The organism is Paenibacillus sp. ov031, assembly GCF_900143165.1.
Classification (GTDB): Bacteria; Bacillota; Bacilli; order Paenibacillales; family Paenibacillaceae; genus Paenibacillus; species Paenibacillus marchantiae.
The window spans coordinates 1,360,393-1,384,805 of the sequence record NZ_FRDO01000001.1; the positions used below are offsets into that span (position 1 = coordinate 1,360,393).

The 24,413-nt window shown below is 47.7% G+C and carries 21 protein-coding genes; 20 read left to right on the forward strand and 1 reads right to left on the reverse strand.

The window, feature by feature from the left end; translation table 11 throughout:
• The first annotated feature begins 203 nt into the window (after positions 1 to 203).
• The 13 genes from BUA17_RS05860 to BUA17_RS05920 all read left to right on the forward strand — a co-directional run bounded on the left by BUA17_RS05860 (position 204) and on the right by BUA17_RS05920 (position 17,087).
• Positions 204 to 1,826, forward strand: coding sequence for a PucR family transcriptional regulator (locus tag BUA17_RS05860; RefSeq protein ID WP_072732901.1), 1,623 nt, complete (start codon positions 204 to 206; stop codon positions 1,824 to 1,826).
• Positions 1,827 to 2,082: 256 nt separating this feature from the next.
• Positions 2,083 to 3,627, forward strand: coding sequence for a factor-independent urate hydroxylase (gene pucL / locus BUA17_RS05865; RefSeq protein ID WP_244552080.1), 1,545 nt, complete (start codon positions 2,083 to 2,085; stop codon positions 3,625 to 3,627).
• Positions 3,624 to 4,004, forward strand: coding sequence for a hydroxyisourate hydrolase (gene uraH / locus BUA17_RS05870; protein WP_348537060.1), 381 nt, complete (start codon positions 3,624 to 3,626; stop codon positions 4,002 to 4,004). The genes pucL and uraH overlap by 4 nt, the downstream gene beginning before the upstream one ends.
• 40 nt (positions 4,005 to 4,044) lie before the next feature.
• Positions 4,045 to 5,460, forward strand: coding sequence for an allantoinase AllB (gene allB, locus BUA17_RS05875; protein ID WP_072732904.1), 1,416 nt, complete (start codon positions 4,045 to 4,047; stop codon positions 5,458 to 5,460).
• Positions 5,447 to 6,748, forward strand: coding sequence for a Zn-dependent hydrolase (locus tag BUA17_RS05880; protein ID WP_083584591.1), 1,302 nt, complete (start codon positions 5,447 to 5,449; stop codon positions 6,746 to 6,748). Before allB ends, BUA17_RS05880 begins: the two co-directional genes overlap by 14 nt.
• A 6-nt stretch (positions 6,749 to 6,754) precedes the next feature.
• Complete coding sequence (locus tag BUA17_RS05885; RefSeq protein WP_072732905.1) at positions 6,755 to 7,996, forward strand: pyridoxal-phosphate-dependent aminotransferase family protein; 1,242 nt, start codon at positions 6,755 to 6,757, stop codon at positions 7,994 to 7,996.
• Entirely contained in the window at positions 7,990 to 9,588 is a 1,599-nt protein-coding gene (gene ggt / locus BUA17_RS05890; protein WP_072732906.1) for a gamma-glutamyltransferase, read from the forward strand. Before BUA17_RS05885 ends, ggt begins: the two co-directional genes overlap by 7 nt.
• 107 nt (positions 9,589 to 9,695) lie before the next feature.
• On the forward strand, positions 9,696 to 11,018 hold the full coding sequence (locus BUA17_RS05895; protein ID WP_072732907.1) for a 5'-deoxyadenosine deaminase: 1,323 nt from the start codon (positions 9,696 to 9,698) through the stop codon (positions 11,016 to 11,018).
• A gap of 129 nt (positions 11,019 to 11,147) precedes the next feature.
• On the forward strand, positions 11,148 to 12,323 hold the full coding sequence (locus BUA17_RS05900) for an XdhC family protein (protein WP_072732908.1): 1,176 nt from the start codon (positions 11,148 to 11,150) through the stop codon (positions 12,321 to 12,323).
• Entirely contained in the window at positions 12,289 to 12,933 is a 645-nt protein-coding gene (locus BUA17_RS05905) for a nucleotidyltransferase family protein (protein ID WP_072732909.1), read from the forward strand. The genes BUA17_RS05900 and BUA17_RS05905 overlap by 35 nt, the downstream gene beginning before the upstream one ends.
• Positions 12,934 to 13,241: 308 nt before the next feature.
• Positions 13,242 to 14,156 (forward strand): FAD binding domain-containing protein, encoded by a 915-nt coding sequence (locus BUA17_RS05910; protein WP_072732910.1) that lies wholly within the window; start codon positions 13,242 to 13,244, stop codon positions 14,154 to 14,156.
• Between the two features lie 70 nt (positions 14,157 to 14,226).
• On the forward strand, positions 14,227 to 16,560 hold the full coding sequence (pucD, locus tag BUA17_RS05915) for a xanthine dehydrogenase subunit D (RefSeq protein WP_072732911.1): 2,334 nt from the start codon (positions 14,227 to 14,229) through the stop codon (positions 16,558 to 16,560).
• Positions 16,557 to 17,087: a (2Fe-2S)-binding protein gene (locus BUA17_RS05920; protein ID WP_072732912.1), complete on the forward strand. Its 531-nt coding sequence runs from the start codon at positions 16,557 to 16,559 to the stop codon at positions 17,085 to 17,087. Before pucD ends, BUA17_RS05920 begins: the two co-directional genes overlap by 4 nt.
• 74 nt (positions 17,088 to 17,161) lie before the next feature.
• Here BUA17_RS05920 and BUA17_RS05925 read toward each other — a convergent pair whose 3' ends face one another.
• Positions 17,162 to 18,076: a hypothetical protein gene (locus BUA17_RS05925; RefSeq protein ID WP_072732913.1), complete on the reverse strand. Its 915-nt coding sequence runs from the start codon at positions 18,074 to 18,076 to the stop codon at positions 17,162 to 17,164.
• Between the two features lie 210 nt (positions 18,077 to 18,286).
• Here BUA17_RS05925 and BUA17_RS05930 point away from each other — a divergent pair, with 210 nt between their 5' ends.
• The 7 genes from BUA17_RS05930 to BUA17_RS05960 all read left to right on the forward strand — a co-directional run bounded on the left by BUA17_RS05930 (position 18,287) and on the right by BUA17_RS05960 (position 24,388).
• The gene (locus tag BUA17_RS05930) at positions 18,287 to 18,643 is read left to right on the forward strand and encodes a hypothetical protein (RefSeq protein ID WP_072732914.1); all 357 of its coding nucleotides are present in this window, start codon (positions 18,287 to 18,289) and stop codon (positions 18,641 to 18,643) included.
• 94 nt (positions 18,644 to 18,737) lie between these two features.
• Positions 18,738 to 18,959 (forward strand): 2Fe-2S iron-sulfur cluster-binding protein, encoded by a 222-nt coding sequence (locus BUA17_RS05935; protein WP_079695986.1) that lies wholly within the window; start codon positions 18,738 to 18,740, stop codon positions 18,957 to 18,959.
• Positions 18,960 to 19,199: 240 nt separating this feature from the next.
• The gene (locus BUA17_RS05940; protein ID WP_072732916.1) at positions 19,200 to 20,147 is read left to right on the forward strand and encodes a helix-turn-helix transcriptional regulator; all 948 of its coding nucleotides are present in this window, start codon (positions 19,200 to 19,202) and stop codon (positions 20,145 to 20,147) included.
• Positions 20,148 to 20,213: 66 nt separating this feature from the next.
• The gene (locus BUA17_RS05945) at positions 20,214 to 20,780 is read left to right on the forward strand and encodes a DinB family protein (protein WP_072732917.1); all 567 of its coding nucleotides are present in this window, start codon (positions 20,214 to 20,216) and stop codon (positions 20,778 to 20,780) included.
• Positions 20,781 to 20,830: 50 nt separating this feature from the next.
• Positions 20,831 to 21,328, forward strand: coding sequence for an EVE domain-containing protein (locus BUA17_RS05950; protein WP_072733497.1), 498 nt, complete (start codon positions 20,831 to 20,833; stop codon positions 21,326 to 21,328).
• Positions 21,329 to 22,004: 676 nt separating this feature from the next.
• Positions 22,005 to 23,081, forward strand: a complete 1,077-nt coding sequence (glpX, locus tag BUA17_RS05955; protein WP_064638164.1) for a class II fructose-bisphosphatase — start codon at positions 22,005 to 22,007, stop codon at positions 23,079 to 23,081.
• A 260-nt stretch (positions 23,082 to 23,341) separates the two neighbouring features.
• Positions 23,342 to 24,388, forward strand: a complete 1,047-nt coding sequence (locus BUA17_RS05960) for a LacI family DNA-binding transcriptional regulator (protein ID WP_170867792.1) — start codon at positions 23,342 to 23,344, stop codon at positions 24,386 to 24,388.
• The last annotated feature ends 25 nt before the right edge of the window (positions 24,389 to 24,413 follow it).

The following is a 24,413-nucleotide window of genomic DNA, read 5'->3' on the forward strand; positions in this document are numbered from 1 at the left end:
AGTTGCGCAACGATTGCTGCAATTGTGTCATGGGTTTTATTTTTTTTCATGTAAGCTATTAAAATAAAAATGATGTTATAATACTTAACAACAATCAAGGTTTATTTCAATAAAATGGTTAAAACCAAGTATGGAACTTTTGTTCAATTCCAAATAAGAGATATAAACGGCTTCATGCGTTATATATATGGGAGGTAATGTCCATGCAGCTCACGGTTAAAGAGGCTTTACAGGTATACCCGTTGTCTGAGGCCAAACTGGTTGCAGGTGGGGAAGGGACTTCGCGGATGATGAAATCCGTTAACGTCATGGACGCTCCAGATATAGCGGATTGGATCAAATCCGGAGAACTGCTGTTCACAACCGCATTTATTATGAAAGACAACGAGACCGATGCACTTCGTTTGATGCGCCGCCTGAACGAACGTGGTTGTGCTGGGCTTGGCATTAAATTGGGCCGCTTCTGGCAGGCCATTCCGCAAGGGATTATCGAGGAAGCAGATCGACTGCGGTTACCGCTACTGGAACTGCCGTTTCAGTTTACATTTTCAGACCAGATGAATGCGTTATTCAAGGCTGAACATGAACGCAGCAATCGTTTACTGCACGAGGTGGTGCAAAAACAGAAAAAATTGATGCAGTTTGCATTGCAGCAGCAACAGCATCGGAATGTATTTGCCGAACTAGCTACCGTGTTGAATTATCCACTTGCGGTTATTGGCTCCCGCGGACATGTGCTCTATGGTAGCGAAGGTATTGCGGGAGATGCTGTAGTACAAGGTTGGCCTTGGAAATCCGTCATGCACCGAGTGAAATGGAATCAGGGAAGCTGCCACCGGGTACCCATCAAGCAGAATGATGAAGAATACGGATTTTTGCTCGTCTTCACAGACTCGGCGCTGTCACTTAGAGCGGAGGAAGAATTGTTTCAGCAGGCTGCGGATGTCCTGGCATTCTATATGGATATGACCTATCGAGAACACATTAACCCCACCGTTCAGGATGAGATGCGTACACTGCTAACCCAATATCTAGATAACAAAATGACGGTAGATGAACTCACCAATCTCAGCGAGAATAAAGGCGTTCATCTATTTCAGGGGACCTACCAATGCGTGTTGACCACACTGGAACCGTCTGTTTTTGCAGAAGGAAAGCTGTTGAAGCAGATCCACCGTGAGTTGCAGTACAATCCGCTTATGCAATTCACGGCCTCACAGCATTTTCAGATCGAAGATGGCATACTATCCATCTATACCTGTCCAACGGGGAGGGATTATGGAGAGGAATTATCAGCATTCCTGCTTAATAGATTCGGTGACGTTCTTGCAGCACAGGAAGCCAAGGGAGCATCTGCACCGCGTTTCTGGATCAGCAAAATGAAGCATGAGCCGAAGTCGCTACGCGAAGCCTATCAGGAATGTCTGGATACCCGCCAACTGGCTCGCCGATTCGGTATGAAGGATCGGGCTCTCCAGTTTGAGATGCTGGAATTCGCCTATGTATTCCAACATGTTCCGGATAACATCATGGAGAATTACTGTAATAAAGTACTTGAGCCTTTACTGGCCAGGGACGGCGATCCCAATCAGGTGCTGATGAATACGTTGGAATCTTTTATCGAGAATGATGGGCTCATTAACGAAGCTGCGAAGCAACTGTTTGTCCATCGGAACACCGTTACCTATCGGATGGAGAAAGTCGGAAGTTTGCTGCAAATGGACTTTAAGAAGACTAATGATTTGCTAAAATTAAAGCTCGTATTCACCTTCCGTAAGTTTGTGCGGGACAAAACTACGGCTAGGCCGTATTCGCAGCATTATTAACTGAAGAGTGGACCTACTTAATACGTAAATACTTTTATGATCATAATCATTATCCAGAACAAGTGTTGTGCAGCATGACAATGAAACAGGCATGTCAGATAAAACCGTATTTCCCTTGAGGAAGTGCGGTTTTTTAGCTTTTCATTACATTTGAACAACCAAATCCCGTGCATTGCTAACAAATCACATAACTGATGTTATGTTATATTACAAAATTACGTAAATATTGTTGTCGCAGTATCGAGAGACACTTAAAATGAAAAACAACAATCCACAGAAGACCGGAGGTTCTAACATGGGCGACTTCATTAAACTCGTTAACAACTGGTCTATCACACAGTTCGTGCATACGTTTGGCGGACTATTCGAAGAATCACCTTGGGTGGCGGAGCGTTCCTGGCCTTCACGGCCATTTGACTCTTTTGAACACATGATGAATGTCATGAAGAACACAGTTCAGACATCCGATGAGAAGGTCAAGTTGCAGTTGCTTTGCAATCACCCGGATCTCGGTGCGCGGATCAGCATGAGCAGCAATTCTGTTCAAGAACAGGCTGGTGCAGGGCTTAATTCACTTTCGTCGGAGCAATATCACGAACTTAGTAAACTAAACAAAGAATATACAAGCCAATTCGGCTTTCCTTTTATATTGGCCGTGAAAGGTCACACAGCTCAGTCCATCCTGGAGTCCATGCGGAAGCGCAATGGGAGAGGAAGAGGGGAGGAATTCCAGACCGCCCTGAAGGAAGTGTTCAAGATTGCTTCCATTCGATTGGAGCAGTGGCTGGTGCAGATTGGTCATGAACATGAGATTGAATTTAAGCCATCCGAAGTAAAGCAACGGACCATGTATTACGGCAAAGGAGATGTATGGATGTACCGCTCATACGCCAAAGCGTTGACGGGTATTCAGTCCATCCCGGAATCTCCATTCACCGGACGGAATAATATCCTGTTCGGATTAAACATTAAAGTAGCCGTGCAAGGCGACGAATTTCTGCCTTCTTTTATCGAAGGAGATAACTCTCGCGTCGTTGCAACGGATTCAATGAAGAATTTCATCCTGAAACATGCTGCGGATTACTACGGAGCTACGGTGGAGGGTTTTCTCGCTTACGTTAGCCGACGTTTTCTGGAGACATATCCGCAGATGACCAAAGTGCAAATGACGGCAGATCAGATTCCTTTTGAAGATGTGCCTGTTCGCAGAGAAGGAAGCCTTCGTGCAAGCGAGCTGGTATTCCGTTATTCCCAGAATGATCGCGCGACGGCTGCAATTGAAGCGCAGCGAAAAGGAAATCAGGTTGAACTGAGCAATCATTTCAGTGGTGTCGCAGATATCAGGCTGATTAAGGTCAAAGGCAGTGAATTTGCCGGTTTCGTCAAGGATGAGCACACCACCTTACCCGAGACATGGGACCGTCCACTGTTCATTTTCCTGAATATCAATTGGCGTTACGAAGACCCGAGAGATGGCATGGACGATCAGCGCGGACGTTATGTAGCGGCGGAGCAGGTAAGAGATGTAGCTGCAGCCGTGTTCCATGCGTGTCGTTCGGCATCCATTCAGCATCTAATTTATCAGATTGGACTAAGGCTATTGCGACGATTTGGACAGCTCAGTGAGGTTTCATTTGAATCCAACAATCGGACATGGGAAACGGTGCTGGAGGAAGTAAAAGAAGGAGAAGGCAAAGTATTCACCGAGGCCAGGCCTCCTTATGGGTTTCAGGGTTTCTCAATGACAAGGGATGATCTAGAGGCTGACCAGAGGGGCTCGAAGAGAGAAGGTGAGGCATGATGTCGGTAGCTGGAGGACGGATTACTACGCATGTGCTGGATACTTCCAAGGGCGTTCCGGCCGCAGGCGTGCGGGTTGAACTTTTTGTATTACACAGAGATGGCGAGAAGGAAAGCAAAATGAAAGTTGCTGAATCGTTGACCAATGCCGATGGGCGTCTGGATGCACCTTTGCTTGAAGGCGGGAAGCTTGAGCAAGCGGTCTACGAGCTTCATTTCAACGTTGAGGGATATTACGCACAGCGATCTCTTGAAGAATTAGGGCAGGTATTATGGACGGTTGTGCCGATCCGGTTTGCCGTATCCGATGCTTCAAGTCACTACCACATTCCTCTGTTGATTGCGCCTGGAGGTTACAGTACATACCGGGGAAGCTGAAATATACGAATCCAGTTCTGATCAGAGGAGGGTCATCCATATGACAAGATTAGATACGATCATCCGGGGTTCCCGGGTTGTGTTGAGAGATAGCGTGGAAGAACTGGATATTGGGATTACTGGTGAACAAATATCAGCTTTGTCCTCACACCTGGTGGGTGATGAAGATACTGAAATAATAGAAGCAATTGGCCTCACAGTGATGCCGGGGGCTGTGGACATACATGTTCACTTTAATGAACCTGGACTCGCGAGCTGGGAGGGTTTCAAATCGGGATCCGCATCACTGGCTGCTGGTGGAATTACGACGTATGTCGATATGCCGCTTAATGGTGTCCCTCCAACGATTAGACCGGAGGCTTGGGAGTCGAAAATGAAAGCAGCCGACGGTCAATCCTATGTTGATTATGCGTTCTGGGGAGGACTTGTTCCCGGCAATCGGGCCGAGCTTGCACCTTTGGCCGATATGGGTGCGGCGGGATTCAAGGCATTTATGTCCGAACCTGGCGGAGAAGGGGAAGACATCTTCGCCAGAGCGGATGACGATACACTTTTGAATGGCATGTACGAGATTGCAAAGCTAAACCATATACTGGCGCTTCATGCGGAAGACGAAGCGATGGTTGCTGAACTTGGGGCCAGAAGTGTTGCGGATGGACGAATCGGACCGATGGATTACGTGCAATCTCGCCCTGCAGAAGCAGAGGTTCGGGCGGTGTCACGAGCGCTGCAATATGGGGAGCAAACCGGATGTGCCCTGCATTTTGTTCATATCAGTACACGGGAAGCGCTTGATCTGATTGCAGAGGCAAAACAGCGCGGGCAGGATGTAACTTCTGAAACATGTCCCCATTACCTGACTCTGACAGAGGAGGATGTTGTCCGGTTGGGAGCTGTAGCGAAGTGTGCGCCACCTTTGCGGAGTATGGCTGAGCAAAATCGGTTATGGGATGCGCTGGGAGCAGGTCTGATTGATGTTATCGCATCCGACCACTCACCCTGTCCGCCATCGATGAAACAATCTGATAATTTCTTTGAAATCTGGGGTGGCATCTCGGGTGCGCAAAGCACACTGCTGCTCATGTTGGAAGAAGGACATCTTCAGCGAAATGTAGCCCTTCCGCTGCTCGGAAAAGTTCTGGCTCTGCAACCTGCCAGAAGACTTGGGTTGGAGAGTAAAGGTGAGATAGCCATCGGCAAGGATGCGGATCTGGTACTAATTGATTGGGAGAAGAGTACCACCTTAAATACGGATGACCTGCACTACACACATAAACAGAGTCCTTATGTGGGACGCACGTTTTCCTCTAGCATTGTAGAGGTGTTCTGCCGGGGCACACGAGTATACAGTTCAAAAACAGGATTGTCGGATGAACCTGTGGGACGATTTATCCGTGCTAACTCATCTGTTCCGGTTGGTGTTGAAGGAACGGAGGGGTATCATGACGGACTTTGAAGTACACATGCCTTCCGGTACGGAACGTCCCACCCAGGCTTTGCCGCAATTGGAGCAGGTGCAGCTGCAAGGCATGCTTGACTGGTTGTCTACATATGGCGCTGATCCCCAGGGAGGTGTGACACGTCTTTTGTACGACCAAGCATGGTGTAAGGCACAGCATGCGCTTGCGGCAAAAATGCAGGAGAAAGGATTGGCTCCTGAATTTGATCAATCGGGCAACCTGTATGGAACTCTGCACGGTACGGGTTCAGGAACAGGAATGGAAGAGGCGCCGATTGTTACGGGTTCCCATATCGATACCGTGGTACAAGGTGGGAAGTATGACGGTGCATATGGCGTAGTTGCAGGAGTGCTCGCGCTAGAGTATCTACAGAAAAATTTTGGGGCACCCAAACGAACGCTTCAAGTCGTGTCCCTATGCGAGGAAGAAGGTAGTCGATTCCCCTTCGCTTATTGGGGATCACGAAGTATAACGGGGGTAAGCGTGCTGGAAGAAGTTCAGCATTTGAAGGATCAAGAAGGCATTACCTTTGCACAGGCAATACATGATGCAGGCTTTGGACCAGATAGTAGCTATAGAATGGCTTCACACACATACGGTGCATTTATCGAACTTCATATCGAGCAAGGCCAGGTCCTTGAACGATTGGGCCATTCGATCGGTATTGTATCGAATATTGTAGGCCAGAAACGCTTTAGCATTACAGTAAGTGGCGTAGCTAATCATGCCGGAACTACACCGATGGCCTGGCGCAAGGATGCACTTGCAGGTGCAGCCGAAATGATTACAGCCGTAAGAAACATTGCGCTTGAAGCGGGAGAACCACTTGTAGCCACAGTGGGACGAATAACAGCCGATCCGGGTGTGGGTAACGTCGTTGCATCCCGGGCCGTATTCTCGCTCGATATCCGGCATATCAGGCAAGAGAGCATTGATCGATGCTGGCACAATATGCTACAGGAATTTAGCAGAATCGCAGCCGAGCAACAGCTCGGACTGAACTGGGAGGAGCACTTGTCTGTCACACCTATTCCGATGAACGAACAGATTACGTCAGACATTCGTGATATTTGTGAAGTGGAGCAATTATCCTATATACACATGCCAAGCGGCGCAGGACATGATTCGCAGATCTTTCAGCCGGCTTGTCCTACAGCGATGATCTTTGTACCAAGCCAAGATGGCATTAGCCATAATCCCCTTGAATATACAGCTGAAGAGGACCTGATGAAAGGTTTCCGGGTTCTGGTTCAGTTACTCTATAAATACGGTTACGGGAGTTGAGTGAAGATGTCCAACTATAAAGAATTGTCCCCGTCCTTGCGGACGATCATGACACCGGGGCCAGTTGAAGTCGACCCAAGAGTTCTGAGGGCATTATCCTTCCCGATCCTGGGGCAGTTTGATCCGGAGTTCACTTCCCTGATGAATGAGACGATGGCCATGCTGCGTGAACTATACATGACAGATAATGAGTGGTGTTATCCGGTGGATGGCACATCCCGCTCAGGGATTGAAGCCGTGTTGGTCAGTCTGATTCAACCGGGGGACAAGGTGTTGGTCCCCATCTATGGACGCTTCGGACATCTGTTGGTTGAAATTTCGGAACGCTGCGGTGCTGAGGTTATCTTTTTTGAAACAGAATGGGGAACGGTATTTGATCCCGAAGAGGTAATCAAGGCGATCCATGCACATAAGCCGAGTTTGGTTGCGATGGTTCACGGCGAGACATCAACCGGGCAAATGCAGCCCCTCGCCGAGATTGGTAAAGCCTGTCGTGAACTCGATATTTTACTTGTCGTCGATGCAGTTGCCACAATCGGCGGTACACCTGTCGAGACGGATGCCTGGTATCTGGATGCGGTGATGGGTGGAACGCAGAAGTGTTTGTCCGTTCCATCCGGGATGGCGCCAATAACGTATAACAGCCGTGTGGAGAAGAAACTGATGAGCCGCAAAACCGTCGAACGAGGGCTCCGGGATGCAACAAGTGCTCGGGCTGAAGGGCGCACGATTGCCAGTAATTATTTTGACCTGAGCCAATTGCAGGACTACTGGAGCTCGGCACGGTTGAACCATCATACGGAGGCCACTTCGATGCTCTACGGTCTTCACGAAGGACTGCGAATTTTGCTTCAGGAAGGTCTGGATGCCCGTTTTCAGAGACATCGGATTAATGAACGAGCGTTGGTTGCGGGGATTCAGGGCATGGGGCTGAAACTGTATGGAGAGATGTCCAGTAAACTTCCAGTGGTCACCTGTATCGAAATACCCGATGGTATGGATGGTGAGTCGGTACGCAACATGCTTCTGAACGATTTCAGTATTGAGATTGCCAGCTCATTTGGACCACTGAAAGGCAAGATTTGGCGTATTGGTACGATGGGATTCAGCTGCCAGCGCAAAAATGTACTTCATGTGCTGGGCGCACTGGAAGCTGTACTGTTGCGTCATCGTCACGCCTTGCCAGCAGGCGAGGCCGTGCAGGCAGCGCTGGATGTGTATGCCGGGAAGGAGGGCGTCTTATGTTGAACCAGATGCCGATATCCAGAGAGGTGATGGTTACCTCCCCACATTATTTAGCGAGTGCGGTTGGCAGCGCAATCCTCCAGCAAGGTGGTAACGCTTATGATGCTGCTGTCGCTGTAAGTGCCGCACTGGGTGTAGTCTACCCACACATGACAGGACTTGGCGGAGATGCTTTCTTTCTAATTCACGATGGAACAAGTGGTGATATAACGGCCTACAACGGAAGTGGTCGTTCAGCAGCAGGCATTCATGCTGATACGTTCAAAGCGATGGGGATGAGCGCCATTCCTCAACGAGGCGTGCTTAGTGCGATTACGGTTCCTGGAATGGTAGATGCATGGTGGGAAGTCTGGTCCCGCTACGGAAAGTTAAAGTGGGAACAGTTACTTGAACCAGCTGCGCAATATGCGGAAAAGGGATGCCCTGTATCCCGAAATCTGCGCCTGTGGCTGGAACGTGATGAGGATTTCATTATGGGGCATACACCGCTGCGAGCGGTATTTGCCCCTTTTGGTACACTTTTGCAGGAAGGCGATCTACTCTTGCAGCCTGATCTTGCCTCTTCCATTCGCCTGATTCAGGCAGGTGGACGTGATGTTTTTTATACCGGGGAACTGGCGGAGCAGCTAACTTCGGCTATTCGTGAGGATGGCGGCATGCTCGCTCCAGCGGACTTCGCGGCTCACAAGGGAGAGTGGGTGAAGCCGATCACTACCGATTACCGTGGCTATCAAGTTCACCAGATGCCGCCGAATTCACAGGGCTTCTCGATGCTGATGATGTTGAATATGCTGGAACATATTGATCTCTCTTCCGTTGCGCGGACGTCCCCCGAGTTCTATCATCTGATGGTTGAAGTGGTTAAAAAGGCTTTTCGTGACCGTGATCGTTATCTCACAGACCCGGAGTTCAGGGATATTCCGCTGGAAAATCTGTTATCCAAGGTTTATGGAGATGAATTATGGAACGAGATTCAGTCCGCTCCACCTGCTGTGGCACAGCCTTTTCTGTCCAAAATGATGGGTCAGGATACGGCTTACGCAGCGGTTGTGGACAATGAAGGCAATGCCGTCTCGTTTATTCAGAGCCTGTACTTTGATTTTGGCGCTGCTTATGTGCCTGGGGATACGGGTGTGATCATGCAGAACCGCGGTTCCTTTTTCTCACTTGATCCGAAGGACGCCAACGTATTGGAACCGAATAAACGCTCATTCCACACCCTAATGCCGGGTCTTGTCACTCGTAACGGGAAACCTTATATGCTCGTAGGCACGCAAGGTGGTGAGGGCCAACCCCAGACACAGTTATCGGTTCTTACGGGTGTGCTGGACTATGGTCTGAACATTCAGGAAGCCATTGGGCTACCGCGTTGGGTGTATGGGCGTACCTGGGGTGAAGAGGGTGACACGCTGAGAGTAGAGAACCGCTATCATGACGACGTATGTGACACGCTTGCCCGATGGGGGCATAACGTCGAAGCCAGAGCGCCGTGGGACGGAATTATGGGGCAGTCACAAGGGATTGTCATCCGTGAAGATGGCATGATTAGCGGGGCAGCAGATCCCAGGGGAGATGGCATGGCTATCGGGTGGTAGCGTGATTTATGTAAAGCATCATGCATAGATCCAAAGAAGATCATCTTAACTGTGCAGGATCAGAATTAATAAAATTACGCAGATAGATACGGATAGGGGAGATTATCATGGGAACGATCCTGCTAAAAGGTGCACAACTCGTCACAATGAATGCAGAAGAGGATGTATTTACGGGAGATTTGCTGATCGAGGACAATAAAATCAAAGAAATTGCAGAGCATATCGATGTTCAGGCAGATCAGGTCATTGATGCTCGAGGCAAAGTGCTGCTTCCAGGTTTTATCCAAACGCATATTCATCTATGTCAGACCTTGTTCCGTGGACGTGCGGACGATCTGGAGCTGATGGATTGGCTTCGCCAACGCATCTGGCCGCTTGAGGCAGCGCATGATGAAGAGTCTGTCTATTACTCGGCGATGCTCGGCTTGGGCGAATTGATTTCCAGCGGGACAACAACCATTTTGGATATGGAGACCGTGCATCATACCGATTCGGCTTTTCAGGCGATGGCACAGAGCGGCATTCGGGTGATTTCCGGTAAAGTGATGATGGATCACGGGGATGAAGTTCCTGAACCGCTGCGTGAAAATACGGCTACCTCGCTGCAACAAAGTGTCGATTTGCTGGAGAAATGGAATGGATTCGGCGGTGGCCGTATTCAGTATGCGTTTTGTCCACGCTTCGTCGTCTCGTGCACCGAAGAATTATTGGTTGAGGTGCGTGACCTGTCGAATAAGTACCATGTGAAAGTGCACACCCATGCCTCCGAAAATCGTGGCGAGATCGAACTGGTAGAACACGAGCGTGGCATGCGCAACATTGTCTATCTGGATCATATCGGTCTAGCTACCCCAAGACTGGTGCTTGCCCACTGTGTGTGGCTGAGTGAGGAAGAGAAGGAGATTATTCGCAAACGCGGGGTAAAAGTCACCCACTGCCCTGGATCGAATATGAAACTGTCCTCAGGTATAGCGGATATTCCTGATCTGCTGAATCGCCAGATTGCGGTAGGGATTGGTGCCGATGGTGCGCCGTGCAACAACAATCTGGATATTTTCCAGGAAATGCGCCTGACCGCGCTCATTCAAAAGGTGCCTCACGGTCCAACAGTGATGGACGCCCGTACGGTGCTTCGTATGGCGACGATGGGTGGAGCAGAAGTGCTCGGAATGTCCAAGGAAATCGGCAGTCTGGAAGTGGGTAAAAAAGCAGATATATTGCTGCTGGATCTGGATGATTTTCATACGTACCCTTCCTATGAGACTGATGTGTATTCCCGTGTAGTCTATTCCGCAACTCGCAGCTGTGTAGACACCGTTATTATTGATGGAAGCATCGTGCTCCAAAACCGGAAGATTCAAACGATTGATCGTGGCATTGTGCTTCGTGAATCGGATAAAAGTATTGCAAGATTGATGAAACGCATCTAATCGAACGCAGCCGTATGAAACTCACCCAATGAACTATCTGAGCAAAAGTTGGACATTCAATATACGCTAGGAAGGTCCAGAATCACTTCTTCGGATTCGGATTCAAATCCCTGAAAGGATGGAGACGCGATGGAAATGCATGATCTGTGTGCAATTGCAGGGCGGGAACCGCGCTGTGTTCTCGCAACAGCGGTTAAGGTAGAAGGTCATGCTTACCGTAAGCAAGGAGTCTCTATGCTTTTGACCGAAGAAGGTGTGGTGTATGGCAGTATCAGTCCAGGTTGTCTGGAGAGTGATCTGCAGGCCAGGGTGGACCGTGTGCTGCATACACAGCAGTTGGAATTCGTGGAGTATGATATGCGTCCCGAAGATGATATGTCCTGGGGAGAAACGATTGGCTGCGGCGGGTTAATTATAGTGCTGCTAGAGCCGGTATGTGGTGAACTCAGGTCGATCATGTCCCATATGCATGCGTATTTTCAATCTGGATCAGCTGTGGAGCTAACCCGTTCATTCTACGATCAATACACCCGGATTCATTATGTGATTCAGCTCGCTGAGGGTGCAGAAAGGCAGACATCATTATACTCTTCTCCAGCTGTCAAGGGAGCTTCTCTAAATCCAATAAACACATTGATTACAGAGGAGACACCGCGACTATCATTGGTCGTTATTCATTCGTCTGAAGCTGATGATCTCACATCTAATTCTGGAGAGAGTGATCTTCAGAGGGATGGATTGACTGAGGTGGAGAAGTGGGATATCCCTTTACAGATCTCCGCAAAATATGTGCCCAAACCCCGTCTGATTATCATTGGAGCCGGAAATGATGTAATCCCGGTCGCCCGTCTGGGCAAATCGGCAGGATTTCGTGTGGTTGTAGCAGATTGGCGAGAAACCTTTTGCACCGCTGAACGCTTTCCGGGTGTTGAGTTTGTTCGCGGTTTCCCAAGTGAGATCATACCTGTACTGGATATCCAAAGCGGGGATTATATCGTATTGATGAGTCATCAATTTCCGAGAGAACGGGAGTTTCTTGAATTACTTGAGGATCGGAATTATGCATACCTTGGTATTATGGGCTCCAGAACGCGAACAGCACGTTTGCTGAACGATCTCCCTCCACTAAAACAGTTGCATTCACCCGTCGGCTTGACCATTGGTGCCGATGGACCGGAAGAGATCGCAATCAGCATCGCAGCAGAACTTATTGCCTGTAAACGAGCAGCTGTTGCCGCAGAGCATCGCAACGTACAGAGGGGGATTGCACATGCGACTGACGGGCATCGTGCTAGCGGCAGGTAAGAGCAGCCGAATGGGGCGGGATAAACTGTCTATCGTCATGCCTGATGGAAGATGTTTGGCCGCATGGACATTGGAAGCTGCCTTGAAATCCGATTTGGAGAAAGTTATCTGTGTGGTCAAACCCGAGGATTCATTAGCGTGGATCCCCTCCATGTGGCTCAATGCAGCATCATATGGTTGTACTCCAGATACGACGATGAGGCTTCAGATTGCAATCTGTACCGATTATGTATACGGTATCGCCATGTCCCTTCACTGTGGCATTCTGTCTGCTATAGCATACAAGCCAGAAGGTGTGATGATGATTTTGGCGGATCAACCGCTATTGCAGGCACAAGATATTAACAGGGTTGCTGAGGCGTTAGCCGTCAACAAACTGTGTGATTATGCAGCAGCTACGGATGGCAGTGGAGGCAAGCCTCCGGTCGCCTTTCGTGAGCATATGCTGGGGCCTCTTTTGTCGCTTAGCGGAGATGAGGGGGCGCGAAAAATCATGCGCAATGCCAAATATGCAGGCACGCATGTATCGTTGTCTGAATTTAGCTTTTGGGATGCGGATACCGAACCAGAGCTGGAACGTATTTTGGATTATGTGAATGGCATAAGATGAATGAAAATCGAGGCAGAAGGAGCGATTCCTTGTGTATTATTTCTCGCAGTAATGAGGTCAGCCAGACCATCTGGTTGGCCTCTTTATTGTTTTGATCTAATTGGTTATGAAATGGCTTGTGTTAGCTTTTGAGAGTTAATAATGCATCAGGCACAAATCAAAGAGTCTATTTATACATTTATCCAAAATGATGTGAAGATAATTGACCTTATTGTTGCAGTCCCATATGATTTGAAGAATTATTTGGATCATTCGTTCATATCCAACGTCCCGAAGACAGATTCCAGGTAGAGAAGGGAGATGGAAGGATGGTTATGTCTGCATATGGGTCTGGAGCGCAACCAACGGTTTGGCAGCCCGTTAATCTAGATGAGCTTCAAGCTTTAAAGAGTGAACTGTCCGGGAAGTATTGTTTTGCAGCAGGGGCCACATTATTGCGTACTCAGTGGGAGGGCGGCCTTGTTCCTGTACCTGAGCATATGATTAGCCTTGCCCGTATTCCAGGTGCAAGCGGCGTATATGTGGGTGGAGATGAGCTGGTCATTGGAGCACTGACGCGATTAAGTCATTGTGCCACAGACGTTCATCTGCAACAGCTGCCCTTATTACAGTCTGCAATGAATGCTATCGCTGCTCCTTCTATCCGGAATGTGGCGACAATTGGCGGAAACATTGTATCGGGAGTTGGTGACTCGATCCCTGCACTCCTTGTCTACGATGCACAGCTGTACTGGATGACGAACAACGGCATGGAGATGCGAAGTTTTTCGTCTTGGCTGAACGGTGGTCGTGACGGCAGTCGCAATCCGAATGATGTGTTAATATCCATTCATATTCCGATGAAACATACGCCTTTCCCTGATGTCACCAGCGAGCGGGCATCTGCGACGCGTGAAATTTCATTTTACCGCAAGCTGGGTCGGCGGGAGACCTTTACAGCATCGCTGGTGACGATTGCATTTCACGGAGAAGTGGATGCAGATGGCCGCTGGAATAAAATAGCGATCGCTGCAGGTGGAGGTTCAGGCATGGCCATGCGACTTACGGAGTCGGAAAAGTTGCTTCTTGGCGTGGAGGCTTCTGTTATGCAAGCTTTATCGCTAGCTGCCTCGGCAGCTTCGGAATTCGTGACTTATAGCGATGCATTTGCTACAGAACAGTACCGTAAGCAAACGGCAGGTAATATGCTCGGAGCCGGACTCTGGGAAGCACTTCACTCATAGAAGAAAACCATTTTGGAGAAGCAAAGCGTAAGCCCAACAGCTTCTGAGGGGAGAAAGGGGAGAGAAAATCATGCTGTTGAATCGGGATAATAGTGGGAAACGCTGGCATCTGCGGCCAGATGGGGTAGGCAAAGTAACAGGACAGCTTCAATATCTGACAGACATGACGCTGCCCGATATGATCCATGGAAGGGTCCTTCGAAGCTCATACCCCTATGCCCGCATATTGTCTATCGATATAACCGAAGCGGAGGCTATAGAGGGTGTATTTGCCGTACTCACCTCGAAAGATGTGCCCGGTTTGAACCTGTTTGGCATTGCAACTCCGGATCAGCCTGTATTTTGCGAGCATGTCGTTCGTTATGTCGGTGATGCCATTGCCGCAGTTGCTGCGGACTCCCCGGAACGTGCAGCGCTCGCTCTGGATGCCATCCGGGTTGAGTATGAAGAATGGACTCCGCTGGACAGCCCAGAGGCTGCACTGGCACCCGGTGCACCTGAGCTCCATGAACATGGTCCCGGCAATGTGCTGCACCGTACCGAAATCAAACGAGGCAATGTAGATGAGGGCTTTGCTGCATGCGAACATATTGTGAGTGAGACGTATTATACCCCTCGCCAGATGCATGCCTATATGGAGACGGAAGGCGGGTTATTTGTTCCTGATGAAAGTGGGAGACTCCATGTCTACGCGGCGACACAGCATGGTTACAAGGACAGGATGCAGCTTGCCCGAATCATTGGCTGTTCCGAAGAAGATATTCGGGTGGTCTCGTCTCCGATAGGCGGTTCTTTTGGCGGGAAAGATGAGCTGAATGTACAGCCTTATGGGGCACTGCTTGCTTTAAGGTCCGGACGTCCTGTGAAAATGCACAATTCACGCAAAGAATCCGTACGTGCAGGATTAAAGCGTCATCCGATGAAAATTGAAATGCAGACCGGAATCAGCCGTGAAGGCATGATCCAGGCTCACCGAGTCCGCATTACCGCAGACACCGGAGCATATGCCACGCTGGGGGCACCCGTCCTGAATTTTTGCACGGAACACTGTCTCGGACCTTATTCTATTCCCCATGTAGATGTGGAGGGTGTCTCGGTATATACGAATAATGGGGTGTCGGGAGAGTTTCGCGGATTTGGCGGAAATCAGGCGATCTTTGCAATGGAGGGTCAGATGGATCGACTCGCCGAGATTATGGATATAGACCCCTGGGAGTTTCGGAGACGCAACATGAGGGAAAAGACCGATCCAGGGCCACTAAATCAACGGATTCTGGTCACGGATGGTCTGTCGCAAGTATGGGAGGCGCTGGATCGTTCGGAGTTATGGCAAAAGCATCAGCATCCCCCAACAGATATTGCTCTGCCTCCCTGGATTAAACGTGGAGTGGGTGCAGCCATCGCGATGCACGGAGCAGGGCTTGGTTATGGCATTCCCGATCCGGCGGGCGGGCGTCTATCTCTGAATGCCGAAGGTAAGATTGAAGTGGCATTCAGCTACGAAGAATTCGGTCAGGGACTTATTGCTACGCTTGAAATGATGCTCTGCGATCTGTTCTACTGCTCAACATCCGATCTAAGCATAATCATTGGGGATACGGATCGAGTGCCACACAGTGGTTCAAGCACCGCTTCGCGTTCAACGACGATGGCCTGGATGGCTCTTCAGCGATTACAGACACCATTCCGCTCCAAAATCTTGTCAGTAGCCTCTGCTTTGTCAGGAATTCCGGCTGCTGAACTGATTACTGGAATTGAGGGAGTATGGCACAAGGGACAGCTTTCTCCAGAAGTTACAGCGAATGAACCGGCGATGAATTCCAGAGTTGTTGTTTCTTACGTTGATCTGGCGAAGCATGGAAAAGAGGAAGAATGGATTTTTGATACTCAATTTGAATATCCGACCACGCCGGACAATGTTGTGGGTGGGCATTATCTATATACGTATGCGGCAGTAGCGGCAGAAGTGGAGGTAAACACGCTAACCGGAGAAGCCAAATTGCTGGATACGAGGCATGTGGTTGCTGCTGGCCCTGTCATCAATCCAATGGGATTCATCGGGCAGATCGAAGGCGGAAGTGTAATGGCTCTGGGTTTTACATTGACCGAGGATGCTGTGATGCAAGACAGTCGCTATATGACAACCAATTTGGACACCTACCTGATTCCGACGATTCGCGACATTCACACCAACCTGGAGGTGGAGGCAATTGAAGATCTGCCAGAGGGCGATCCGTTTGGACCACGGGGGATTGGCGAGATTGGTTCGGTGGCGCTTGCTCCGGCCATCACCGCTGCGATTCACCAGGCTACAGGGGTGTGGGTTAATCGTTTGCCGATTCCGCGCGATCAACTGATCAAACCACTGTGCGTCTCGCTTCAGAAAGGAGTGGGTTCATCATGACTGAACCTTTGAGCAATTTCTGGACAGCCGTTGTGAATGGCGAGGAGAAACAATTGCACATTTCCCAGACAACCCGTCTTGTGGATGTACTACGGACGCAACTGAATCTGACCGGAACGAAAGTTTCCTGCGAGGTTGGTCGTTGCGGTGCATGTATGGTACTGATGGATGGAGAGCCGGTCAATTCCTGTCTCGTTATGGCTTATCAATGTGTTGGAAGCGAGATAACAACAATAGAAGGGTTGTATGGTGAAGAGGAAGGGAAGTTGCACCCAATTCAGCAGGCTTTTGTGGAAGAAGGCGGCTTCCAATGCGGGTATTGTACACCCGGGATGGTGATTTCCACCAAGGCTCTCTTGGACCGCAATCCGCAGCCAAGTCAGGAACAGATCGAAACGGGATTATGCGGTAATCTGTGCCGCTGCACTGGATATGGAGGGATTCTTCGTGCAGTTCGTACCGCAGGAGAAACCTGTTTATCATCATCCATTTTAACAACGGAAGAGAAGAAAGTAATTGACCTGTGATTGAACTACGGAATTAAAGAAGACCGGGCGCTGGAGGGCATATCTCCGCTTCGCTCGGTCTTTATTTCTAACGATTAATATTTGATAATGTACCATCCGCCCCAAGTCGAATAATTCAGACCATTTCCATAATTACGATCAGCTGTTTGTGGATTACGAATCGAATTACCACTGGCATCTCTAAAATCAATAGCAGTTAGCCCACGCTTATGTGACCACCCACCATCAGCATCCTGTCTGTACCAATGATAATCATAATTTGGTGCAATAACAAGTGCTACCTTGTACTCTCTGTATCCAGGAACTTCACTATATGTAGAAGTTCGTAGGGATTTATTTAAATATGGCATGTCAAGCTTAGAGGCACTAATGATGCTCGAAGAAGTTAAACTTGTAAAAACTTTTCCGGCCAGTTCACCTGGTTGTAATTTATGTCCAGAATATGTGGATGTATTCAACATGTATGCATAGCAATTAGCTTTATCCGTCAAATTTTCCCATGCACTTGAAGAATAAGGGTGTTCATATCCACCAGTAGGCATTGTTTCAAGAGCTTGAAGAGTTAATTGATCATTTGAGTTTGTTTTAGAATCAATAGTCTGGTTGTTGTATTGGGTTTCATGAACAGTGACTTCTGTTTTATTCAATAAGGCGAATTCAGCAGGTCTATAATTCACCTGTAATTGTTCTTCTTCTGTTAAACTGTTAAACCAGTTCAACCATTCTTTAGTATCTGGAGCGAAAGAAGCTAATGGGTCTACATTAGGTAACGATAGGAGAGCATTCTCGTTAAAAGATATTAATTCAGCTGGTTTGTAACTTACTTTTAATTGATCTTCTTTAGTGAGTTTGTCAAACCAATTCAACCATGTTTGAGTTTCAGCTGCGGGAGAAGTATCCTTTTTGGAACTGTTTGATTCAGCTAATACAGGTAACGCTAGTGTGAATAACAAGATCATTGCAAATAAAGATGAAACTAATTTTTTCATTGTTACGTCCCCTCCTGAAATTTATTAAATATTTTGATTCCAAATGCGATGTGAAATGTGTTTAACTCAACTGTGCTTATGAATAGAGAACCCCCTCTCGAATAAATTCTAAAAAATGTAATATAAGGTAATTATGTTATGGTACAATAGTGATAAAAGCAAGATATTTATTACAAATTATTCCACATAAAGATTTAAGGAGGAAGAATAATGACAAAACTTATTCCTAGAAAACTCAGTTTAGTATTGTTGCTTTTGGTTGCATTTTGTTCAGGATGTCAGGCAAATAATGATCAGGGGGGGGCGAGTACATCCATTCCCTTAAAAAAACTAAATACTCTCGCAGAGAAAGGAGACAGCCTGACATGGAATGATTTTGCAGCGTACCCTTATGAAGATGAAGGATCGGGATTATATATTCGAAAATACAACATAGAAGGCGGGCACCAATTGATGATTAGCGGTAAAAGTTTGGACAAAAAACCAGACCATATTTATGTGGTGAATAAAGATGGGGAGAAAATCGACCTTTTAAAAGAAAACATCAAAAAAATGAACTTAAAATAACGTAACAATTATTATGTAAGCTTATTATTTTGGATTAACTCATAAGCTGTATCTATATTGCTTGCTAACTATCTCTAACGGACGATAGATAAGGATGATTATTACGAAGGTTTCCTGTCTCGTTATGTCTTATCAATGTGTTGGCAGTGAAATAACAACAATTGAAGGGTTACATGGTGAAGAGGAAGGGAAGTTGCATCCAATTCAGCAGGCTTTTGTGGAAGAAGGCGGCTTCCAATACGGATATTGTGGAGGAATACTACGAGCGGTAAACAAGGTGATTGATGAGCACGATAGGAGGGGTTCTACCCAATGATCCTGGAAGTAGTGAGGTCCGAGCTTTCTCTGAATTTCAATATCATAAAAGTTTTTATAGACCAACCTATACTCTGCGGGTTGGTCTTTGTGGTTTAATGAAACACCTTACGAAAATGGGTCGACGCGGCCATAATGAAGACTTGTTAATCAGTATGCTTTTCAATTGTCCATATGTTACTTATAATAGATGTCCAATGAAGATGAGTGTAATTAGTATTACACACAAGGAGGTGTGTTCTTGAACAAATCGGATCGTATGCTGGCTATCGTACTTGAGCTGCAGCGGGGGAAGGTTCAACGTGCGGAAGATTTAGCCCTCTTGTTTGAAACAAGTGTCCGAACCATATACAGAGACATTCAGGCGTTATGTGAGGCAGGAGTTCCTGTGGTGGGAGAACCCGGAGTAGGATATTCACTTATGGAAGGATACTTTTTGCCTCCGATCAGCTTCACAGCTGAAGAAGCGGTAACACTTCTTATCGGACTTGATTTTGTTGAACAGCGCTTCGATAACTACTACAAGAGTACATCCCTTACGTCCCGTTCCAAAATTGAAGCAATCCTGCCCGTGCCTCTTCGGGAAGAGGTGGGACAGATACAACAGGGTATCCGTTTACTTCGTTCACCGGACAGTGATACACGCGAGCGAGAGATCGAACATATGGGAATCATCCGAAAGGCAATGCAGCATAAACTCAAAATCCGGTTTCATTACCATAAGCCTGGAACGGTTAATGAAACCGTACAAAAGACCGTTCGTATGTCGTCCCCTTACGGGATGCTTTGGATGCAAGGCTCATGGATGCTGATTGCCCGATGTGATTTGCGACAGGAGATTCGTCATTTTCGTATATCCCGCATGAGTGATCTGGTGATTAGCACAGACCCATTCGATCTTCCTCCAGGTTTTAATATTCATAGCTACTCACCACCTGACAACCGTGATGTTCATGTCCGTGTATGGTTTCATGGTCGAATTGCAGATAGAGTGATTGAAGCGAATAATTACTACATGGAGAAAGCGGAACTGCAAACAGATGGATTATACGCAGATTTTCGTGTAAGGCATCCAGAAGACGTATTGCATTGGATACTTGGATGGGGAGCCTCGGCTCTGGTCTTGGAGCCCGAATCATTAAGAATTCGAATTCGCGAGGAAGCAAGCAATCTCCTTAAACACTACTGACATAACGCTGTCAGTAGTGTTTGTGTATGATCGGTTTATAACCGATTGAAGGAGTTGTGTATTTGTATGGAAACGACAATAACAAGGAACAACGAAGAGATTCGACGTGATTTTGAACTGACGCTGGAACGTTATTTGCAGGAACTGGATCTGATGAGCGATGCTCAGTTAAGCTACAAACCCAGTGAGATTGAGTGGTCGATAGGCCAGATGTACCAGCATTTAATTCAGTCTGCGATGAAAATGCATTTAGCCAATGTTCAACTTTGTATAAGCGCAGACGAGGACTCGGGCAAGAAGAGAAACCAGGGCAAAACAGAAACAGGTGAAGCTGTTTTTGCGCAAGCAAGTTTTCCTCCGATACGTATCCACGTTCCTGCTTCTCCTGAGTATACTCCACTACAACCGGATGGAAGAGAATCAATAATTCAAGGATTTAATGAGGTAAGGGATGAAATGCGGAGAATGGAAGTGCTGTTGGATGAAACAACACAGGAATGTACGTTGGCACATCCAAGCTTCGGTGGTTTGAATGCAGAGGAATGGTTTGCATTGGTCGAAATGCATTATCGTCATCATTTCTTGCAGCTTGAGCGTCTGAAGAAGGCATGGGAAGAACAGGTGCAGAGATGAATGAACAGGAAAAGGAAAAGCATGATTTGATGGCTACCAGCAAAGGAATTATGCAGATTCATACGAGTGAACTCCTGGCTTCTCAGTTAGAAGTTGAGGCTGAATCTGAAAAAGGAAACCGATACTGGATCGGCGTTGTGTCTGCATCACATGTGGAAAAAGGGGTGGAAGGGGGCTTCGCCCAGCTCTGTCACGGCAAGGTAGCTTCTCTGCGCAAAATGAATGCAGGAGACTGGCTGATCTATTATTCGCCGCGAACAAGCATGCAAGGAGGCAAGGTACTTCAAGCATTCACCGCCATAGGGCGCATAATAGACGATCAGGTATACACGTACCATGTGTCAGATTCCTTTGTACCGTATCGGAGGAATGTTCAGTATTATTCTTGTCAGCAGGTGAAGATCACTGATCTGCTGGACCAACTGATCCTTACTCGGGGACAGACACGTTGGGGATATCATTTTAGATATGGTCATTTGCAGATTCAAAAAGAGGATTTTCTGAAAATTGCACTTGCCATGTTGGGGGCTGAGGCAGAAACCTGCTAACCTACATAGTTTGAGCAAAGAGTCAGATCTTATTTATGTGACACAAAGCTGAGGAAAAAATAGACCTTTTGAGGGGAAATAAAAATAATCGAATTTTCAAAAACGTAATAATTATTATGTAAACTTATTATTTTCGATGACCTCCATAAGCTGTATCTATATTGCTAACCATGTTTAAGGGGCGGATACAGCTGGATTTAGGTGAATTTCCAGTTCAAATCTTTGAATAAAAAACCTCTTTTAAATGGTCTTCAATATTGTTCCTTTAAGAGTACAGGACGGTTGTAGGGGTCTTATTATAAATCGTTTTCGAAGAACTTGAGAACGGATGAGATTCCTCTCTATAATTGCAACTTATATGTTCATAAACCATTGTTATACGAAATTTTAACTCTGATTTATTCCTGAGAAACACTCAATGCAATGAATATAGAATATCGAAAAATATAAGATGAAATATACTGCTTCAAACCAGATATAATCCGGTGGATAAGACTCGTAAAATGGCATGTTCAAAGCTGTGTAAATGTGTTCATTTATCGATGAGGGACAGAATGGGGTGATTTCTCAAAATCGGGTTATTACTCCCGTTTTAGATCAATTTCATATGGATTTGCGATGGATTTAGTACCGCTTTCAATGTATGCTTTTGGAAACTGGAAAGGAAGTGGGAAAAATGGAACGCGAACTGGCGTTGGAAATTGTCCGAGTAACAGAATTGGCTGCGTTAGCTTCAGCACCTTGGATGGGGCGGGGCGACAAGAATAGTGCAGATGAGGCGGCTACTTTGGCTATGCGCGCCATGTTCGATTCCGTGTCTATTCGCGGCACGGTGGTAATCGGTGAAGGAGAAATGGATGAAGCACCCATGTTGTATATCGGCGAGGAAGTCGGCAACGCTGAGGGCCCCGAGGTTGATGTGGCTGTAGATCCTTTGGAAGGTACAGAGATCGTAGCCAAGGGCCTGAACAACGCTTTATCGGTTATTGCAGTGGCGGGAAAAGGCAACCTGCTCCACGCACCGGATATGTACATGGAGAAGCTGGCTGTAGGGCCTGCTCTGGTGGGCAAGGTCAGTATCGAAGATCCGGTTGAGGTGACATTGGAGAAAGCCGCTGAAGCATTGAACAAAAACATCTCAGATCTAACTGTCATGATTCTGGACCGTGTTCGCCATGAAAGCATAATCAAGACATTGCGCAAGGTTGGTGTGCGGATCAAGTTCCTAAGCGATGGTGATGTTGCAGGCGCGATGGCACCTGCGTTCCCAGAGGCAGGTATTGATCTGTATGTCGGATCAGGCGGGGCACCAGAAGGTGTGCTTGCTGCAGCTGCCTTGTCCTGCCTGGGAGGCGAGATTCAAGGTCGCCTGATGCCTGCGAACGCAGACGAGTTCCAGCGCTGCTTGCAAATGGGGATCGACAATCCTTACAAAGTATTAACGATGCAGGATATGATCGGCACGGAAGATGTTATTTTTGCAGCAACTGGTGTTACCCCTGGTGAGATTCTTGGGGGAGTGCGTTACCTCGCAGATGATCGGGCAGAGACCGATTCCATTGTCATGCGTGCCAAAACCAAAACGATTCGTTTCATCCGTTCTCAGCATTTCCTTCCGAATAAGGAAGTTTTGCACAAAGTGCGGCAGCTTCAATCTACACCTGAGCCTTCAGATCGCATTCAAAGTCACGTCACTATTATGGAACAGGCTGAGTTCAGTCAATCATCTGTTGGTAACGGTGTGACGACCTGATATAGGTCTGCACTGTAGTTGGTCTGCCCCAACATGAATCCGTGTGAAAGCGAGTGAAGAAGAAGGTTATATAGGACAAGTTACAAGAGAATATAGTAAGCAAGAGGTGGGGAATTTGTTTACACAAATCCTCATCTTTTTTTGTGTTAAAAGCATTGACAACGGTTACAACACATGAGAAGATGTACGCGCGTACATAATTATTTGATACACTGCATCGGTTTGGCAGGTGTTCAGGAAACATGAAGGAGGTGAGATCCATGGCATCCCGTAAAGAAGTGGCTGATCTTGCCGGTGTTTCGGAAGCTACAGTATCCCGAGTTCTTAATGGCGTTGGTCCTATTAAAGAGGAAACCCGCCGTAAGGTTATTGAAGCTTCCGAGCAGTTGGGTTACGTCCCCAGCGCACTGGCCCGCAGCTTTGCGAGAAGTAAAAGCGGTAACCTTGGCGTGGTGTTGCCCTACGTCCCGAAAGCACACTTGTTCTCGGCGTATTTCTTCTCGGAAATGCTGAGTGGCATTGGGAGCAAAGCCAGGGACAACGGCATGGACCTGCTGGTCATGTTCAGGACACCGGGTGAAGTGATGAATTATACGGATCTGTTCCGCCGTCAGAAAGTGGATGCTTGCATTATTCTCGGCGCACGAGATGATCATGGGGAACTGGCAGCCATGCAGAGGCTTCAGCAGGAAGGACACCCCTTTTGCATTATGAGCCAGCACTTTGCAGGTGAATCATTCATGGAAGTGGATGCCGACCATGTGGAGGGCAGCAGGCTGGCAATCCGTCACCTTACCGATCAGGGCTACCGGAATATCGCCTTTCTTAATGGTCCGGATAGTTATTCCAACAGTCAGGAGCGGCTTCAGGGCGTTCAAATCGGACTGAATGAGGCCGGAATGAATATGGATTCCAGTCTGTTGCTGGAGGGGAACTATGGTAGACGAAGCGGGGTGGAGGCAGCTGCCACCATTGCAGCCCGGCTTAACGAGATTGACGCTGTATTTGCTGCGAATGACCGGATGGCAATCGGTGTTATGCATGGTTTGCGTGAGCGTGGGATCAAGGTTCAGGATTTCCCTGCGTTTGTAGGTTATGATGACTCCGATGCGGCCGAGATGGCGGTTCCGCCGCTGAGCAGCGTCAGGGTTCCCTTTTATGAAATGGGAGAACTGGCCGCATCCAAACTTATTCATGGATCACTGGGAGCAACAGCTTCAACAGTGAATTCCGAAGTTCCCTCAGAAACAGCAAGGCAGTTGTTGCCTACAGAGCTGATCATCCGTGCCTCTTCAATCCGTAATTAATACATTGCTAGTTATATTCCAAAGG

Bases quoted from the DNA above. Each gene is read 5' to 3' on its own strand.
- BUA17_RS05860 (WP_072732901.1), top strand. From the start codon at position 204: ATGCAGCTCACGGTTAAAGAGGCTTTACAGGTATACCCGTTGTCTGAG.
- pucL (WP_244552080.1), top strand. From the start codon at position 2,083: ATGAAAAACAACAATCCACAGAAGACCGGAGGTTCTAACATGGGCGAC.
- uraH (WP_348537060.1), top strand. From the start codon at position 3,624: ATGATGTCGGTAGCTGGAGGACGGATTACTACGCATGTGCTGGATACT.
- allB (WP_072732904.1), top strand. From the start codon at position 4,045: ATGACAAGATTAGATACGATCATCCGGGGTTCCCGGGTTGTGTTGAGA.
- BUA17_RS05880 (WP_083584591.1), top strand. From the start codon at position 5,447: ATGACGGACTTTGAAGTACACATGCCTTCCGGTACGGAACGTCCCACC.
- BUA17_RS05885 (WP_072732905.1), top strand. From the start codon at position 6,755: ATGTCCAACTATAAAGAATTGTCCCCGTCCTTGCGGACGATCATGACA.
- ggt (WP_072732906.1), top strand. From the start codon at position 7,990: ATGTTGAACCAGATGCCGATATCCAGAGAGGTGATGGTTACCTCCCCA.
- BUA17_RS05895 (WP_072732907.1), top strand. From the start codon at position 9,696: ATGGGAACGATCCTGCTAAAAGGTGCACAACTCGTCACAATGAATGCA.
- BUA17_RS05900 (WP_072732908.1), top strand. From the start codon at position 11,148: ATGGAAATGCATGATCTGTGTGCAATTGCAGGGCGGGAACCGCGCTGT.
- BUA17_RS05905 (WP_072732909.1), top strand. From the start codon at position 12,289: ATGCGACTGACGGGCATCGTGCTAGCGGCAGGTAAGAGCAGCCGAATG.
- BUA17_RS05910 (WP_072732910.1), top strand. From the start codon at position 13,242: ATGGTTATGTCTGCATATGGGTCTGGAGCGCAACCAACGGTTTGGCAG.
- pucD (WP_072732911.1), top strand. From the start codon at position 14,227: ATGCTGTTGAATCGGGATAATAGTGGGAAACGCTGGCATCTGCGGCCA.
- BUA17_RS05920 (WP_072732912.1), top strand. From the start codon at position 16,557: ATGACTGAACCTTTGAGCAATTTCTGGACAGCCGTTGTGAATGGCGAG.
- BUA17_RS05925 (WP_072732913.1), bottom strand. From the start codon at position 18,076: ATGAAAAAATTAGTTTCATCTTTATTTGCAATGATCTTGTTATTCACA.
- BUA17_RS05930 (WP_072732914.1), top strand. From the start codon at position 18,287: ATGACAAAACTTATTCCTAGAAAACTCAGTTTAGTATTGTTGCTTTTG.
- BUA17_RS05935 (WP_079695986.1), top strand. From the start codon at position 18,738: ATGATTATTACGAAGGTTTCCTGTCTCGTTATGTCTTATCAATGTGTT.
- BUA17_RS05945 (WP_072732917.1), top strand. From the start codon at position 20,214: ATGGAAACGACAATAACAAGGAACAACGAAGAGATTCGACGTGATTTT.
- BUA17_RS05950 (WP_072733497.1), top strand. From the start codon at position 20,831: ATGCAGATTCATACGAGTGAACTCCTGGCTTCTCAGTTAGAAGTTGAG.
- glpX (WP_064638164.1), top strand. From the start codon at position 22,005: ATGGAACGCGAACTGGCGTTGGAAATTGTCCGAGTAACAGAATTGGCT.
- BUA17_RS05960 (WP_170867792.1), top strand. From the start codon at position 23,342: ATGGCATCCCGTAAAGAAGTGGCTGATCTTGCCGGTGTTTCGGAAGCT.